Annotated in this window: 16 protein-coding genes; 5 read left to right on the forward strand and 11 right to left on the reverse strand. The window is 63.7% G+C overall.

Translation table 11 applies throughout. The features are described from left to right. Window positions 1–4: 4 nt before the first annotated feature. On the forward strand, window positions 5–832 hold the full coding sequence (locus SO156_RS34420) for an amino acid kinase family protein (RefSeq protein WP_498537876.1): 828 nt from the start codon (window positions 5–7) through the stop codon (window positions 830–832). Between the two features lie 9 nt (window positions 833–841). On the opposite strand, the gene SO156_RS34425 is transcribed toward SO156_RS34420, so the two are convergent. The 5 genes from SO156_RS34425 to SO156_RS34445 all read right to left on the reverse strand — a co-directional run bounded on the left by SO156_RS34425 (window position 842) and on the right by SO156_RS34445 (window position 4,790). Beyond that, complete coding sequence (locus SO156_RS34425; RefSeq protein WP_498537877.1) at window positions 842–1,300, reverse strand: YybH family protein; 459 nt, start codon at window positions 1,298–1,300, stop codon at window positions 842–844. A 32-nt stretch (window positions 1,301–1,332) separates the two neighbouring features. Continuing rightward, window positions 1,333–2,262 (reverse strand): aspartyl/asparaginyl beta-hydroxylase domain-containing protein, encoded by a 930-nt coding sequence (locus SO156_RS34430; RefSeq protein WP_498537878.1) that lies wholly within the window; start codon window positions 2,260–2,262, stop codon window positions 1,333–1,335. Window positions 2,263–2,382: 120 nt separating this feature from the next. Next, window positions 2,383–2,538 (reverse strand): hypothetical protein, encoded by a 156-nt coding sequence (locus SO156_RS34435; protein ID WP_254104764.1) that lies wholly within the window; start codon window positions 2,536–2,538, stop codon window positions 2,383–2,385. Window positions 2,539–2,682: 144 nt separating this feature from the next. Then, window positions 2,683–3,732: an alpha/beta fold hydrolase gene (locus SO156_RS34440; RefSeq protein WP_498537879.1), complete on the reverse strand. Its 1,050-nt coding sequence runs from the start codon at window positions 3,730–3,732 to the stop codon at window positions 2,683–2,685. 134 nt (window positions 3,733–3,866) lie between these two features. Further along, window positions 3,867–4,790, reverse strand: coding sequence for a LysR family transcriptional regulator (locus SO156_RS34445; RefSeq protein WP_498537880.1), 924 nt, complete (start codon window positions 4,788–4,790; stop codon window positions 3,867–3,869). Between the two features lie 216 nt (window positions 4,791–5,006). Here SO156_RS34445 and SO156_RS34450 point away from each other — a divergent pair, with 216 nt between their 5' ends. The 3 genes from SO156_RS34450 to SO156_RS34460 are packed head-to-tail and all read left to right on the forward strand — an operon-like array spanning window position 5,007 to window position 7,241. After that, window positions 5,007–5,717 carry an SDR family NAD(P)-dependent oxidoreductase gene (locus SO156_RS34450; protein WP_458150993.1) on the forward strand — a complete coding sequence of 237 codons (711 nt, stop codon included), beginning with the start codon at window positions 5,007–5,009 and terminating at the stop codon, window positions 5,715–5,717. A gap of 19 nt (window positions 5,718–5,736) precedes the next feature. Next, window positions 5,737–5,973 (forward strand): tautomerase family protein, encoded by a 237-nt coding sequence (locus SO156_RS34455; RefSeq protein WP_458151001.1) that lies wholly within the window; start codon window positions 5,737–5,739, stop codon window positions 5,971–5,973. 32 nt (window positions 5,974–6,005) lie between these two features. After that, a complete protein-coding gene (locus SO156_RS34460; protein WP_498537881.1) occupies window positions 6,006–7,241 on the forward strand; it encodes an MFS transporter in 1,236 nt (411 codons plus the stop codon). 12 nt (window positions 7,242–7,253) lie between these two features. Here the strand turns inward: SO156_RS34460 and SO156_RS34465 are convergent, their stop codons facing one another. From SO156_RS34465 to SO156_RS34485, 5 genes are all read right to left on the reverse strand, one after another. Continuing rightward, window positions 7,254–8,714, reverse strand: coding sequence for a flavin-containing monooxygenase (locus SO156_RS34465; protein WP_498537882.1), 1,461 nt, complete (start codon window positions 8,712–8,714; stop codon window positions 7,254–7,256). 160 nt (window positions 8,715–8,874) lie between these two features. Continuing rightward, on the reverse strand, window positions 8,875–10,296 hold the full coding sequence (ahcY, locus tag SO156_RS34470) for an adenosylhomocysteinase (RefSeq protein WP_498537883.1): 1,422 nt from the start codon (window positions 10,294–10,296) through the stop codon (window positions 8,875–8,877). A 123-nt stretch (window positions 10,297–10,419) separates the two neighbouring features. Then, on the reverse strand, window positions 10,420–11,616 hold the full coding sequence (gene metK, locus SO156_RS34475; RefSeq protein WP_498537884.1) for a methionine adenosyltransferase: 1,197 nt from the start codon (window positions 11,614–11,616) through the stop codon (window positions 10,420–10,422). A 60-nt stretch (window positions 11,617–11,676) separates the two neighbouring features. Then, entirely contained in the window at window positions 11,677–13,032 is a 1,356-nt protein-coding gene (locus tag SO156_RS34480) for a hypothetical protein (RefSeq protein ID WP_498537885.1), read from the reverse strand. Window positions 13,033–13,220: 188 nt separating this feature from the next. Next, complete coding sequence (locus SO156_RS34485; RefSeq protein ID WP_498537886.1) at window positions 13,221–13,412, reverse strand: hypothetical protein; 192 nt, start codon at window positions 13,410–13,412, stop codon at window positions 13,221–13,223. A gap of 84 nt (window positions 13,413–13,496) precedes the next feature. Here SO156_RS34485 and SO156_RS34490 point away from each other — a divergent pair, with 84 nt between their 5' ends. Continuing rightward, window positions 13,497–15,206: a caspase family protein gene (locus SO156_RS34490; protein WP_498537887.1), complete on the forward strand. Its 1,710-nt coding sequence runs from the start codon at window positions 13,497–13,499 to the stop codon at window positions 15,204–15,206. Window positions 15,207–15,468: 262 nt separating this feature from the next. Here the strand turns inward: SO156_RS34490 and SO156_RS34495 are convergent, their stop codons facing one another. Then, on the reverse strand, window positions 15,469–16,587 hold the full coding sequence (locus SO156_RS34495; protein ID WP_458149452.1) for a cobalamin-independent methionine synthase II family protein: 1,119 nt from the start codon (window positions 16,585–16,587) through the stop codon (window positions 15,469–15,471). Window positions 16,588–16,643: the final 56 nt, after the last annotated feature.

The following is a 16,643-nucleotide window of genomic DNA, read 5'->3' on the forward strand; positions in this document are numbered from 1 at the left end:
CGCCATGGCTGTCACCAACCAGATCAAGCACGTCGCCTCGCCGCTCGCGCGCCAGACCCTGCTCGACGGCGATCTCACCCGCCCCGTCGCAGGCAGCCGCCCGATCAAGCTGTTGCCCTGGGTGCAGGTCATCAAGATCGGTGGCCGCCTGATGGATCGCGGTCATGAGGCGATCCTCCCGCTCGTCGACGAACTGCGGTCGCTGCTGCCTGAGCATCGCCTGCTGATCCTGACCGGCGCCGGCGTCCGCGCCCGCCATCTCTACAGCGTCGGCCTCGACCTCGGGCTCCCCGTCGGGTCGCTCGCGCCGCTCGCCGCAAGCGAGGCCGGCCAGAACGGCCATATCCTTGCAAGCCTGCTCGCTCCGGAGGGAGTGTCCTACATCGAGCACGGCACCATCGCGAGCCAGCTCGCGATCCACCTCTCCGCGGCTCGCGCGGTCGTCGGCAGCGCGTTTCCGCCTTATCACCATCATGAATTCCCGACCTCGCGCATCCCGCTGCATCGGGCCGACACCGGCGCCTTCCTGCTCGCCGACGCACTAGGGGCCGCAGGTCTCACGATCGTCGAGGATGTCGATGGCGTCTACAGCACCGACCCGAATGGCGCTGACGGGACGCAAGCACAGTTGCTGCGCGAGACCAACGTCGCCGACCTTGCGAAGCTCAAGGGTACGCTGCCGTTCGATCCCGCGCTGCTCGAGGTGATGGCGAACGCGCGGCACATCGCGCGCGTGCTGGTCGTGAACGGCCTCGTTCCTGGCCGGCTCACCGCGGCGCTGCGCGGCCAGCACGTCGGGTCAATCATTCAGACCGGTGCTCGCCCGGCCTGAAGATTCGATCTACCAGGCCTTCACCGGTCGATTGGCATGGCTCACCTGCGGGACACCGCGGTTGAGCGACATGTGAGAATGCACACACAGCCAGCCATCGGCATTCCCTGAGAACACCATGGTGGCACGTCCCGGCCGCGCAAACGGGCTGCCATCGGGATGGTAGCCCGTGCTCGTCCATGGCGCGATCACGGTCGCCATCGTGCCATCGGCGGACGTCAGGATCGCGGTTTGCTCGAGGACAAAGCGGAAGTCCGTCGTCTTAGGCCAGACGTTGTCCCATTGCGTCGCGACCCATTGATCGAGACCAGGGATGACGTCGTTGTGCGTGCCGAAGGCGAGCACGTCCGGGTGAAAGAGCGGCCTCGCCGAGGCGTAGTCAACCTCGCGGACATAGCCCGCGAAGGTTTCCAGCCACTGGCGGAAGAATTGCTGTGTCTCGGCGTCGGCGGCCGGCAACGAGGCCATTGCCTACTCCCAATTCGACGCGACTGCGGCGATCACCGCAGCGCCGACACCACGATCAGGCCGAGGATCAGCGCCGTCAGCGAATATTTCAGCGTGTAGTAGACGTTGCGGTTCCACTCCTTGACCTTGCGGCTCGCAAGGTGGATCTCGTAGAGCTTGCCGAACACCTTGTTGAGCACGCCGACGCTTTCGCCATCGACGTTCTGGGTCGCCGACGCCTTGACGATGTGATGGCTGACCCAGCGATTCATCGCCGTCATGAAGCCAAACTTCATCGGGCGCTCGACGTCGCAGAACAGAATGATGCGGTTGACGTCCGTCCCGTTCTCGGCGCTGTGGATGAAGGTCTCGTCGAACATGAAGGCTTCACCGTCGCGCCAGACGCATTCGACGCCGTCGACGAGAATCCGGCACTTGTTCGAGTTCGGCGTGACGAGGCCGAGGTGATAGCGCAGCGACCCAGCGAAAGGATCGCGGTGCGCGCCGAGCTTGCCGCCCGGCGGCAGCATCGCGAACATCGCGCCGTGCACCGACGGAATCGAGTTCAGAAGCTCCACCGTCTTCGGGCACAGCGTGCGCGCCGAGGGCAGGAAGTCGTTGTACCATTTCAGGTAAAAGCGCTTCCAGCCACTCTTGAAGAACGAATAGAAACCCCAGTCGTTGTTCTTGGCCGCAGCGCGGATGAAGCCTTCATCGAACAGGCGCACCGCCTCATCGCGGATCGTCTCCCAATTCTCGCTGAGCGGCTTCAACTCGGGAAATTGGTCGACCGAGATCACCGGCTTGTTCGGCACCGCCGAGCCGGCATACATCAACACATTGTAAGGTGCGAGATAGGTCGAATGATCGCCGAGCTGGCGCGCAAAGCGCAGCCGCTGCTTACCCCGGAAGTGGACGTAAATCGTTGATGCCGCAAGCACATAAAGAATGACAAGTTGCGGCGCAAAGAGCTGTTTCAGCATTTCCCCGATCCCAAGTGACCCAGCCGAGTCTCGTGTAGCCCGGCCCCGCGCCAGCGACAAGGCGCCGCAGACGGGTTCCGTCGTTCTCGACACAGACAGTTGAGACAGTTTGGGATGCGATCAGGCCCGCGCGAGCGCCTGCAGTCCCTTGAAGGTCAGGCGCTTGGGGTCCCTGACGCCTTCGAGGTAGAGCCGACGGATGAAGGTGGTGACCGCGTCGCGGTCACAATCGGTCAGCGCGACAACGGCGTCGACCGCGATCTTCTGGGCTTCCATTGGGCCACCCTTAGTTAGCGAGCACCCCGGCCGAGAGAGCCTAGGACGTGCCGGTTAATCCGGCGTTAACCGTTTGGGCAGCATGGCCGATTCATCTCCGGCCTCGAATACGCAAAACAACGCATGGCGCGGTGCCGGCCGCATTCAGCTCGCGGCGATATCGAGGACGGCCTGGGCAAAGGCCTGCGGGGCTTCCTGCGGCAGGTTGTGCCCGATGCCGCCAGTGATCGTCCGATGCTCGTATTTGCCGGAAAACATCTTCGCGTAGGCGGAGGGCTCCGGGTGCGGTGCCCCATTGGCATCGCCCTCCATGGTGATGGTCGGCACGGTGATCACCGGCAGGCCCGCCAGCCGTTGCTCGACCTCGGCATACTTTGCTTCGCCCTCGGCCAGCCCGAGCCGCCAGCGATAATTATGGATCGCGATGTCGACATGATCGGGATTGTCGAGCGAGGCCGCGCTGCGGTCGAAGGTGGCGTCGTCGAAATGCCATTTGGGCGAGGCGAGCTTCCAGATCAGCTTGGCGAAATCATGCGTGTTCTTGGCGTAGCCCTCGCGGCCGCGCTCGGTGGCGAAATAGAACTGATACCACCATTGCAGCTCGGCGCTCGGTGGCAGCGGCATTTTCCCCGCCGCCTGGCTGGAAATCAGATAGCCGCTCACCGAGACCATGGCCTTGACGCGCTCCGGCCAGAGCGCCGCGATGATGTTGGCGGTCCGCCCGCCCCAATCATAGCCGGCGAGCGTCGCCTGCTTGATGTTGAGCGCATCCATCAGAGCGACGGTGTCGGCAGCGAGCGCTGCGGGCTCGCCGTTGCGCATCGTCTCGGCCGACAGGAAGCGCGTCGTGCCGTAGCCGCGCAGATGCGGCACGATGACGCGAAAACCGGCCTTCGCCAGCGTAGGCGCGACATCGACGAAGCTGTGGATGTCATAGGGCCAGCCATGCAGCAGGATCACCACGGAACCGTCGGCCGGACCGGCCTCGGCGTATCCGATGTTGAGGACGCCGGCATTGATCTGCTTGATCGTGGCAAAGGACGTGCTCGTACCTGGCTTTATCGCGGGCGCAGTCGAGGGGCTCACCTTGCCGGACTGCGCGGAGGCGGCGCTGCCGAGAACGAATGGTGCGGCGACGCCGATCGCGGCGGTGGTCAGGAAACGACGACGATCTCTGTTTACCACTTTTGACATCTTCATCTCCTGCATCTGGAAAGGCGCAATGCGGCCGACGAGCCGCTGTATCACGACGGAGGTAGGCGCAATCGAGACGGCGGCGAGTGGCCGGTCTGCGATAAACACTCTTCGCGCGGCGAACGAGTCACAATTCAGCGAGTGTCGATAGCCTTCTTGAGGACCGCAAACTGCTTCTTCAACCGCGGTACGGCAAAATCCGTGAAGGCTCGCACTTTCGGCACAGAGAGTCGGCCCTGCGGCGAAATCAGGTGGACGGGCATTTCGGGATCCTCATCGCTCGCAAGCACGATGTCGAGCTCCCCGCGATGCACCTGCTCGGCGACTTGATAGGAATACATCCGCGCGACGCCGCGCCCGGCTACGGCGGAAGCGACCGCCGCATAGGTGCTGTTGATCACGAGGCGCGGCGCGAACTGAACGGTTCGCGGCACCATGGAGCCGGGCTCCGGCGCAAACGTCCAGGAATTCGGCAGATGAGCCATGGCGACGATCTGATGCTTGGCGAGATCGCCGGGCTCCACGATGCGTGGATGCTGGTTGAGATATCGCGGAGCAGCCACCACGACACGGCGGACGTCACCGAGCTTCATCGCCACCATCGCGGAGTCCGAGAGAGGACCGATGCGGAGCGCCACGTCGACGCCCTCTTCGATCAGATTGACCGCCCTGTCGAACAGCAAGAGCTTGGCCGACACCGTCGGGTAGGCATCCAGAAACGTGTCGAGGATCGGCCGCAGCACCATCTCGCCGGAGACCACAGGCGCAGTGATCGCAAGCGTGCCGCGCGGCGCGGCACGCGGCCCCGCCGCGATATCGTCGGCCTCCTCCAGCTCGGTCAGCACGCGGCGGCAGATCGCCACGTAACGCTCGCCCTCCTCGCTGAGCTTGATCGACCGCGTCGTACGGTGCAGGAGCTCGGCGCCGATCCGCTCCTCCAGGAAGGCGATGGCCCGGCTCACTGCGGCCGGCGAGCGGCCGAGTTTGCGGCCAGCAGCAGCAAGGCTGCCTTCGTCCACCGCAAGGACGAACACCTTCATCGCGTCGAGACGATCCATGCGCTTTCCGTTACCTCACAAAGTCCGACTGCAAGCTAGGCGCTCACGCGCGGCGCGACAACCGCCGCAAGGACTGATCCGCCATTCGATCGCGCCGCGAAAGAGTGTCTGCCGGACAGTGCGTATTCGCAACCAAGCTGCCGCGGCGTACTTCAGTGTCCAGGCCAGTCGCAGCTCCGCAGCCGACCGGCATCCTTTCAACATCAGGAGCCCATCATGGGTATCGAGCAGAAAGTCGCCATTATTACCGGTGCATCGCAGGGTATCGGCGCCGCCCTCGTCCAAGCCTACCGCGACCGCAATTATCGGGTCGTCGCAACGGCCCGCAGCATCAAGCCGTCGAGCGACGACGAAGTCCTCGCCGTTCCCGGCGACATTGCCGACTGGAACACCGCTGAGCGCGTGGTGTCTCAGGCCGTCGCCCGGTTCGGCCGTGTCGACACGCTGGTCAACAATGCCGGCATCTTCCTCGCCAAGCCGTTCACGCAGTACACCGCCGAGGACTACGCGGCGGTGATGGGCATCAACGTCGCGGGCTTCTTCCGCATCACACAGCTCGCTATCGCCGAGATGGAAAAGCAGGGCTCGGGCCACGTCGTCCAGATCACGACCAGCCTGGTCGATCAGGCCAATTCGAACGTGCCATCAGTGCTGGCATCGTTAAGCAAGGGCGGGCTCGCGGCCGCGACAAAGTCGCTGGCGATCGAATACGCCAAGCGTGGCATTCGCGTAAACGCGGTTTCGCCCGGCATCATCAAGACGCCGATGCATTCCGTCGAGACACATGCCCAGCTCGGCGCGATGCATCCCGTCGGCCACATGGGCGAGACGTCGGACATCGTCGACGCCGTGCTCTATCTCGAGCAGGCTGGCTTCGTAACCGGCGAGATCCTGCATGTCGACGGCGGCCAGAGCGCTGGCCATTGATCCGACAGGAGGGTTCACCGTGCCCATCGTCACCATTCAAGTGACCCGCGAGGGAACGACGCCGGGCGCGGCGTCGCTCACCGCGGAGGAGAAAGCCGCGCTGATCAAGGGCTCGAGCCAGTTGCTGCTCGATGTCCTCGGCAAGCCGCTGGATTCGACCTTCGTCGTGATCGAAGAGGTCGACACCGACAATTGGGGCTGGGGCGGCCTGCCCGTCCGCGAGTTCCGGCGCCGCCGCGCGGCGCAACCAGGCTGATCCGTGCGCGATGAAGCGCGCAGGAGGACGACATGACTGAACTGAATGCGGACACTCGCAAGCCCCACGCCCACGTTCGGCCGCATGAGCGGCCGGGCGCCGCCTGGCGATTTGCAATGGCGGGCTTGTGTGCTTCGCTGGTTGGATTAGGCCTCGCTCGCTTTGCCTACACGCCGCTGATTCCAGCCCTGATCGCCGGCAAATGGTTCAGCGCATCCGATGTCGTCTATCTCAGCGCTGCGAACCTCGCCGGCTATCTCGCCGGTGCGCTGATCGCGCGACCGGCCGCTGCTCGTCTTGGCGCGGTCCGTGCGCTGCGCGTCATGATGCTGCTCGCCACGCTGTCCTGCTTTGCCTGCGCGGTGCCGGTATCTTTCACCTGGTTCTTCGCCTGGCGTTTCCTGGCGGGCCTCACCGGCGGCATCATCATGGTGCTGGCTGCCTCGGTCGTGCTGCCGCACACCTCGCCCGCCAAGCGCGGCATCGTAGGCGGCGTGATTTTCGCAGGTGTCGGGCTCGGCGTTGCCGCCTCGGGCACGCTGGTGCCGCTATTGCTGCAGCAGGGTTTGCGGCAAAGCTGGTACGGGCTCGGGATTCTCTCTGGCCTGTTGACCCTTCTCAGCTGGTGGAACTGGCCCGCGGACGCGCCGGCCCAAGCTGCGTCCTCATCTCACCATGCCAAGCATGGTCGCACCTCGCTCGCGGCGCGCGCCCTGCTGGTCCAGTACGGACTCAACGCCGTGGCGCTCGTGCCGCACATGGTCTTCATCGTCGATTTCGTAGCGCGCGGCCTTGGCCAGGGCATCGCGGCGGGGTCGCGCTACTGGGTGCTCTATGGTCTCGGCGCGATCGTGGGTCCGCTCGTCACCGGCCATCTCGGCGACCGGAGCGGATTTGGCCCCTCTTTGCGCGCGGCTTTCCTGATCGAGGCCGCCGCGGTCCTGCTTCCGACTGTCAGCACCGCACCGGTCTCCCTGATTGTCTCGAGCATGGTCGTCGGCGCCTTCACGCCCGGCATCGTGCCGCTTGTGCTCGGGCGCATCCATGAGCTCATCCCGCACAGCGCCGAGCAGCAGCGTGCCACATGGAGCCACGCGACCACCAGCTTTGCCCTGTTCCAGGCGGCTGCGGCCTATGGCTTCTCCTGGTTGTATGCGCAGACCGGCGGTGACTATCTGGTCCTGTTCGGTCTCGGCGGAGGCGCCGTGATGCTGGCGCTGGCCATCGATCTCGGCCTGGCACTGACTCTCCGCAAGCAAGAGGCGTGAGGACGGCGGCGATCAGGAATACTGCATCACGCCGTCGTCGACCTTGCCGAACCGCAGCGAGACGATGTCGAACGCATAGTTCTGATACAGCCGCCACGGCCGCTTCGAGCCCTGCTTCGGCATCTTTGCAATCGATCGCTGCACATAGCCCGAGGTGAAATCGAGCGAAGGCTGGGCGGTGACCGTCGCATCCTCATTGTGCGGCACGCACTGGCGGAAATTGTGCCGGTCCATGTAGTTGATGAGCCGGCAGACATATTCGCAGGTGAGGTCGCATTTCAGCGTCCACGACGCGTTGGTGTAGCCGAAGGCCGAGGCAAGGTTCGGCACGTCCGCATACATCATGCCCTTGTAGGTCAGCGTATTGGCGAAATCGACCACGCGGCCGTCGACACTGACCTCGAGCCCGCCGACCACCTGAAGCACGAGCCCTGTCGCGGTGACGATAATGTCGGCAGCGAGCTGGCTGCCATCCTTGAGACGAATCCCGTCTTTCGTGAAGGTGTCGATCTCGTTGGTGACGACGGAGGCACGCTTCTCGCGGATCGCCGTGAAGAGGTCGCCGTCGGGCACCAGGCACAGCCGCTGATCCCAGGGATTGTAGCGCGGCGTGAAATGCGTCGCGACGTCGTAGTCCGGTCCCAGCGCCATCTGCACGCCCTTCAGAATCAGATCCTTCACCTTGGCGGGCCGGCGCCGGCTGAGCTGGAAGAAGAACATGCCCCACATTACATTGCGCCAGCGGATCAAATGATAGGCGAGCGTCGCCGGCAGGTTGCGGCGCAGCTTGTTGGCGAGCGGATCCTGCGCCGGACGCGACACGACATAGGTCGGCGAGCGCTGGAGCATGACGACCTCTGAGGCCTTCTTCGCAAGCTCCGGCACCAACGTCACGGCAGTGGCGCCCGATCCGATCACCACGACGCGCTTATCGGCGTAGTCGATGTCCTCGGTCCACTTCTGCGGATGCACGATGCGGCCTTGAAAATCCGCGGTACCGTTGAACTCCGGCGTGTAGCCTTCCTCGTATTTGTAATAGCCGGAGCACATAAACAGGAAATTGCAGGTGAAGCGCACGACCTCGGATCCGCCTTCGTCCGTTACGCGCTCGGCTTCGACGGTCCAGCGCGCATCAGGCGTCGACCACGACGCGCGCTTGACGCGATGGCGGAAACGGATCTTCTTGTCGATGCCGTTCTCGGATGCCGTCTCGCGCACGTAGCTGAGAATTTGCGGCCCGTCTGCAATCGCCTTCGGATCGGTCCACGGCTTGAAGGAATAACCGAGCGTGAACATGTCGCTGTCGGAGCGGATGCCGGGATAGCGGAACAGATCCCAGGTGCCGCCGATGCAGTCGCGCCCTTCGAGGATGACGTAGCTCTTGCCCGGGCATTTCGTTTGCAGATGGTAGCCCGCGCCGATGCCGGACAGGCCGGCGCCCACGATGAGGACGTCGAAATGTTCTTGTTGCATGGTTTCCTCCGCCGCCAAGGATTGTCCGACCATCACTGCCGCCCGTCAATCGCTAATCGGCCTCCGATGCAACCGGGAGGAGAATCCCGTAGTTTCCGGCCTGAAAAACAAAAGCCCCGGATTGCTCCGGGGCTTCTGCATGGCGCGAGGCAATCGGACCTCAGTAGCGATAGTGATCCGACTTGTACGGACCTTCCTGCTTGACGCCGATGTAGTCGGCCTGGTCCTTGCGCAATTCGGTGAGCTTGACGCCGAGCTTGGCGAGATGCAGGCGGGCGACCTTCTCGTCGAGCGACTTCGGCAGCACGTAGACCTTCTTTTCGTACTTGCCGTCCTTGTTGTTGGCGAACAGCTCGATCTGCGCCAGCGTCTGGTTGGTGAAGGACGCGGACATCACGAAGCTCGGATGACCCATGGCGTTGCCGAGGTTCACGAGGCGGCCTTCCGACAGCATGACGATGCGATGCTTGTCGGGAAATTCGATCTCGTCGACCTGGGGCTTGATGTTGGTCCACTTCAGATTGCGCAGAGATGCGATCTGGATCTCGTTGTCGAAGTGGCCGATGTTGCAGACGATGGCGCGATCCTTCATCGCGCGCATGTGCTCGATGGTGATGATGTCCTTGTTGCCGGTGGCGGTGACGAAGATGTCGGCGCGCGGCGCGGCATCTTCCATGGTCGTGACTTCATAGCCTTCCATCGCCGCCTGCAGCGCGCAGATCGGATCGACTTCCGACACCATCACGCGGCAACCGGCCTGGCGCAGCGAGGCGGCCGAGCCCTTGCCGACGTCGCCGAAGCCCGCGACCATCGCGATCTTGCCGGACATCATCACGTCGGTGCCGCGGCGAATGCCATCGACGAGCGATTCTCGGCAGCCATAGAGGTTGTCGAACTTCGACTTGGTCACGCTGTCGTTGACGTTGATGGCGGCGAAGAGCAGCGTGCCCCTGTTGGCCATCTCGTAGAGGCGATGCACGCCCGTCGTGGTCTCTTCCGAGACGCCCTTGATGTTCTTGGCGATCTCGCCGAAGTAACCCTTGGGCTTCTCCTTCAGGAGGCGCTTGATCAGCGCGTAGAAGATCTCCTCTTCCTCGGAGCCCGGCTTGTCGAGGAAGGCGGTGTCGCCGTTCTCGGCGCGGACGCCGGCATGCACCAACATGGTCGCGTCGCCACCGTCATCGAGGATCATGTTCGGCGTGCCGCCGCCGTGCCAGTCGAACAGCTTTGCGGTGTAGTCCCAGTATTCGGTCAGCGTCTCGCCCTTCACGGCGAAAACGGGAATGCCGGCCGCGGCGATCGCGGCGGCGGCGTGATCCTGCGTCGAATAGATGTTGCAGGAGACCCAGCGGATGTCGGCGCCAAGCGCGGCCAGTGTCTCGATCAGGACCGCAGTCTGGATCGTCATGTGCAGCGAGCCGGCGATGCGCGCGCCCTTCAGCGGCTGCTTGGGGCCGAACTCCTCACGGGTGGCCATCAGGCCGGGCATTTCGGTCTCGGCGAGCGAGATCTCCTTGCGGCCGAAATCGGCGAGCGAGATGTCCTTGACGATGTAATCGGTGAAGCCGGGCTTCGCGTTCATGTCGAACTTCCTGTTGTTTGAAAAAGTCATTCCGGGGCGCTCGTGAAATGAGCGAACCCGGAATCCAGCGGTTCGAGATTCCGGGTTCGCCGCTGACGCGGCGCCCCGGAATGACATCGATGATCAGAGCGCGCGCTTGAGCGGCTCGACCAGGTCGGTCTTCTCCCAGGAGAAGCCGCCCTCGTTGTCGGGCGTGCGACCGAAATGGCCGTAGGCCGAGGTGCGCGCGTAGATCGGGCGGTTGAGATCGAGATGGGTGCGAATGCCGCGCGGGGTGAGGTCCATCGCCTTGGCGGCGGCCTGCTCGAGCTGATCCTCCGACACCTTACCGGTGCCGTGGGTGTCGATGTAGATCGACAGCGGACGCGCCACGCCGATGGCGTAAGCAAGCTGGAGCGTGCAGCGATCGGCAAGACCGGCCGCGACGATATTCTTGGCGACGTAGCGCGCAGCGTAAGCCGCCGAACGGTCGACCTTGGTCGGATCCTTGCCGGAGAACGCGCCGCCGCCATGCGGGGCCGCGCCGCCGTAGGTGTCGACGATGATCTTGCGGCCGGTCAGGCCGGAGTCGCCGTCGGGACCGCCGATGTAGAACTTGCCGGTCGGGTTGATGTGCCAGATGGTCTTGCCGTTGATCCAGTCCTTCGGCAGCGCCTCGCGCACATAGGGCTCGACGATGTCGCGAACCTGGTTGGAGGTGAGGTCTTCGACCAGATGCTGGTGCGAGACCACGATCTCGCGCACGCCGACCGGCTTGCCGTTCTCGTATTGCACGGTGACCTGGCTCTTGGAGTCCGGGCCCAGGACCTTCTCGCGGCCGGAGTGGCGCGCTTCGGAGATCAGCCGCAGGATCTTGTGGGCGTAGAAGATCGGTGCCGGCATCAGGTCGGGCGTCTCGTTGGTGGCGTAGCCGAACATGATGCCCTGGTCGCCTGCGCCCTCTTCCTTGACCTCGCCCGGCTGAAGCGCATCGACGCCCTGCGCGATGTCGGCCGACTGCGGATGCAGGAGGATCTCGATATCCGCCGTCTTCCAGTGAAAACCTTCCTGCTCGTAGCCGATGTCCTTGATCGCGCCGCGCACGACGCTCTCGATCTGCTCGTTGGTGACCGATGCGGGACCACGGGTCTCGCCCGCGATCACGACCTTGTTTGTGGTCGCGAGCGTTTCGCAGGCCGCGCGGATTTGCCACGGGTCAATGCCGGCTTTCGGTCCTTCGCGGTAGAACAGATCGACGATCTCATCGGAGATCCGGTCGCAGACCTTGTCCGGATGGCCTTCAGACACGGACTCGCTGGTGAAGAGATAGGACGCTCGCATCAGTAACCCCTTGTCCCGCCCCATTGGGCAGTCGTTTGCGATGTTTACTTTTGGTTGATGTCAATCACGCCGGCGCGAGATGACGTAGGATTCGTCGTAAAACCAGAGCCCGTTGTACTTTCGCAGCACGTCCCTAGCGGCATCCAGAGTGCGGCCGTTTTGAGTCATTTCTGTCAACCGGTCGTCCTCAATCTGAGCGACATACACCGCCGCATTCCACGCTGCAAAGGCTGTCGAGGTTCCGATGGTACCCGTCACTTCGTTGGGCAGCGCTTCCATATCATACCTGAAGATCGAGCGGTTATCAGCATACGCATTAAAATTTAGGTCGCGGCCCAACGATCCGAGCTCATACTTAACTGCGCGCAATAGCTCATGACGGCTCACCGCGAAAGGATTTTCTCCGGGCCAGATCGCCTGGATCATTTCCATGCCCGGATCGTGACCATGAGAGTGAATACCGATCAGGCGCCCCCCCGGCCGCAATGCCCGCGCGAGCGGCGCAATGATCCGCTTTGCCCTAAAATTAACCGAGGACAAGGCGCGGTATGGCTGGGATGCAATAACGAGGTCGAAATTGGCCTCCGCCTGACCCGGACGCGGAATGGTCGAATCGAGCAAGAATCTGTGATCCTCGCGATAGAGCACGAGGACGACGGGCCGCTCGTAGAGCGGCATGGCCGTGCGCGGGCTGATCGCGGCGCGCCAGTTCTGCTCCAGGAACGGCCTCAGTTCGGCGATCTGCTGCTCGAACTCTCCCGACGAAGCGCCCCGCAGCGGAACCTCGTGCCAGACGGTGGCGGCCGCCGCGGCTGGCGAGGCCGGCGTCAGCCAGGGCGCCTCCGAGTAGAACATGTTGGTAAAGACGAAAACCGACGCCGGATGCTCGAAAATGCGGTCCGGGACCTTCTCCAGCGTTAGGCGCAGATCCTCGAGACTGAGCTCCTTGCCGGCGACATAGAACGGCATGTGCGGAAAGCGCTGGTGCGTGGCGCGCAGCACCCGCGCCAGCACCGTGCCGTCGCCGACGCCCGCATCGAATATGCGCAGGGCCGGTGGGCGCGGATGGATGCTGGTAAGCTCGAGCGCCACGCGCTCGGCCACCACGCGCTTCTCGCTGCAGGTATGGACGAACAGCAGGTATTTCTGCCGGTTCTCGAAGAAGCGGAAATTACCGCGCGGATCGCGCTTCTCCGGCGGCACCTGAAGCCCTCGCGGCGGCGGCAGGCCTCCGGCCATCGATGCGGCCATATAGGCTTGGATCCGCTCGAGCGTGTCGATGGTGATGCGCTTACCTTCGCGCAGGCGCTGCACCAGCTTCCCATCGTTCACCGCGCGCCGGCCAAACGTCGATTCCGCCATGTCCGCCTTGCGGCAGAACTCGGTGATCTGGCTGAGGATTTCGTCGTTCTTCATGAGTGGGACGCAGGTGGGCAGAGAGCTGATCCGGGCAGGTGCTACCACGATCTGCCCAATGGGGAAAGCGTGGGTTTTGGATAGGATGGCTGCATCTTGCCTGACAGTTCAGTCGATCATCTCATTGGCATTGGACCGCAGCGCGGGCGGCAGGGCGAAGCCGAGCGCTTTGGCCGTCTTCGGGTTGATCAGGAGTTCGAACCGAGCGTGATACCGGCCAGGTTGTCGCCGGGTCGGGTCAGGCTGGCGATCAGCCCCGCCTTCGGCGCGACCACGACCGGATTGGTCTCGGTGACGGTCAAATCGGGAAGGCGCGACGCAGAGGAAACAGCGTGAGCTGGCCTTTCGCGGCTGATCCAGCCGATGTCGAACTCGGTCATTGTTTCTGCCCTTGAACCATCATCGGCAACCCGGCAACAAACCGACAACAAACATGAGACGCTCACCCCCGGGGATTTCCGACTATGCGCCTGCTTGTTGCGCTCGGCCTGCTCGTCACAGCGCTATGGAACGCTTCGGCCCTCGCGCGGTCGCGCGCGCAGCTCGGGCCGCTCTGCACCACCGACACCACACCGGCGGACCAGCAGATCGACGCCTGCAACAAGATCATCGCGTTGAAGGTGTTCAAGGGCGGCCAGCTCGCCACCATCTATTTCTGGCGCGCGGTGGGGTGGAACAAGAAGGGCGACTACGCGAAAGTTATCGCGGATGCGACCGATGCCATCCGGCTTGAGCCGAGCCAGGCGGTCTACAACCTGCGCGGATCGGCCTATTTCGACAAAGGCGAGTACGACATCGCGATCGCCGATTTCGATGACGCGCTGAAGCTCGGGCCGCCAAGCGGAATCATCTTCCACAACCGCGGCAACGCCTATCAGGGCAAGAAGGACTATGCCAAGGCGATCGCGGATTTCGACGCGGCGATCAAGGCCGACCCGAAATCGGCCTTCTCCTACCAGAACCGCGGCGCCTGCAAGGAGGCGCTTGGCGACCTCGACGGCGCCCTCGCCGACATCAACCAGGCCATCCGCATCGACCCGGGCCTGTCGCAGCCGCTGGTGCACCGAACTACGATCTGGCGCGCCAAGGGTGAGCTCAACCACGCCATTGCCGACGGCAGCGAGGCCATCCGGCTCGCCAAGGACAAGCCGCCGGTCAACATCATGACGCCGCCGAACAGCGTGCTGATCTCGGCTTACACGTTCCGCGGGTTCGCCTACGAGGCCAAGGGCGATTACGCGCACGCCAAGGAAGACTACAAGAGCGCGCTCGGCGTCACCGCGTCAGATGCCGGCAGCAAGTCCAACCAGGCAACCGCGAAGGTGCGACTGTCGCTGCTATCTGATTCAACCGTGCCGACACCGCGCGATGCGCCGATCTCGACGGCGCAGCAGACGAGTGCGCCTGCAGGGCAGCAGGCGAGCACTTCGCCCTCGCCCGCTCCGTCAGGCCGCGGCAAACGCATGGCGCTGATCATCGGCAACGGCGCCTATGCCCATGTCAAGGCGTTGCCAAATCCGCCCAACGATGCGCGCGCGGTCGCAAAGAGCCTGCGTGACATCGGCTTCACGGTGTCGGAGGGCATCGATCTCGACCGCGCGGCGATGCAGAAGATGACGCGCGACTTCCTGCGCGATGCGGCGCGGGCGCAGGTCGCGGTGGTCTACTACGCTGGCCACGGCGTGCAGATCGACGGCCGCAACTATCTCATCCCGATCGACGTCGAGCTGAAGGCAGGCGCCAACATGACGGACGCGATGATCGACATGGATACGATCATGGCCGGCCTCGACGACCAGGTCCGCACCAACATCCTGATCTTCGATGCCTGCCGCAACAACCCGATGGCGCCGCAGGTGGCGGGAGCCGGCGCCTACCGCGGCATCGAGGGGGCTTCAGGTCTGGCGGCACCGACCAGTCTCGGCGCGGGTGCAACGCTGGGGGCCGGCACGCTGATCGCATTCGCCACGGCGCCGGGCCAGGTTGCGCTCGACGGGGAAGGCGCCAACTCGCCGTTCTCGTCCGCCCTCTCCCGCCATATCGGCACGCCGGGGCTCGAGGTACAGCAGATGCTGACGCGCGTGCGTGCGGAGGTGGTCTCGTCCACCAAGAACAAGCAGGTGCCGTGGTCGAACTCGTCTCTGCTGGGCGAGGTTTATCTGGCGGAGAAGTGACGGGCGGGCTTGCGGCGACGTCTGCCGCGAAGCGGAAGTAACTCGCCTCAAATTCAGTGTCGTCCCGGACAAGCGAAGCGCAGATCCGGGACCCATAACCACAGGATGATGTTTGGCGAAGACAGGTGGTTACCAGCTTCGCGCCACAACTTCTCCCTGAGGGTATGGGTCCCGGCCCCCGTGCGCAATTGCCCACTAGGCCGGGACGACACCGAAGGTGTGGCGAGGTCTTGCCGTCGCTCAGGTGACGAACGACGTAGAGCTACTGGCCCCACACTTCCTTTGCGATCTCAACAGCCAGGCTGAGCTTGGCCCACTGCTCTTCCTCGGAAAGGATGTTGCCTTCCTCCGTCGAAGCAAAACCGCACTGCGGGGAGAGCGCGAGCTGCTCCAGCGGCGCAAATTTGGCGGCCTCTTCCAGACGGCGCTTGATGTCGTCCTTCTTCTCGAGCTCGCCGAACTTCGAGGTAATGACGCCGACCACGACGACCTTGTTGCCCTTGGGCAGGAAGCGCAGCGGCTCGAAGCCGCCGGCTCGGTCCGAGTCATATTCCAGGAAGTAGCCGTCGTAGTTGGTGCCGGCGAGCATGGTCTCGGCGACCGGCTCGTAGCCACCCGAGGAGATCCAGGTCGAGCGGAAATTGCCGCGGCAGACATGCGTCGTCACCACCATGTCGGCGGGCTTCTCGGCCAGTGCGTAGTTGATGATGCGCGCGTAGATCTGCTGGAGACCATCCGGATTGTCGCCGCGCTCGCGCGCCTTCTTCAATTCGTCCTGCGAGCAGAGATAGGCCCACACGGTGTCGTCGAACTGGAGATAGCGGCAGCCGGCGTCGTAGAAGGCCTTGACGGCTTTGCGGTAGGTCTTGCCGAGGTCCTCGTAGAACGCATCGAGATCGGGATAGACGTCCTTGGAGATCGCCTTGCGGCCGCCGCGGAAATGCAGCACCGCCGGCGAGGGGATCGTCATCTTGGCGGTGACGTGGGCCTGGTCGGCATATTTCTTCAGGAACTTGAAGTGGTCGAGCATCGGGTGGTGATCGGGGAAGTCGAGTTTGCCGATCACCCGCACCGCATCATGCCGCGTCTCGACGCCTGCGAACTGGATGCCGGTGTCCGGGTGGAACATTTCGCACCCGGTGAGCTTCGCCAGGAAGTCGAAATGCCACCAGGAGCGACGGAATTCGCCGTCGGTCGCGAGCTTCAAGCCGATCGAGGCCTGCTTGTGCACGACCTTCTCGATCTCCACGTCCTCGATCTTGCGCAGATCATCGGCCGAGATCTCTCCCTTCTCCAGCTTCGCGCGAGCTTCCTTGATCTTCGCCGGACGAAGAAGGCTGCCGACCTCGTCGGCGCGGAAGGGGGCTTTGGTTCGCTGCATTGGTTCACTCCCGAATTTTCAATAGCGCTTTCAAGCGAAGTAGGTACCGCGTGAAG

This window comes from Bradyrhizobium sp. UFLA05-125, from assembly GCF_059803515.1.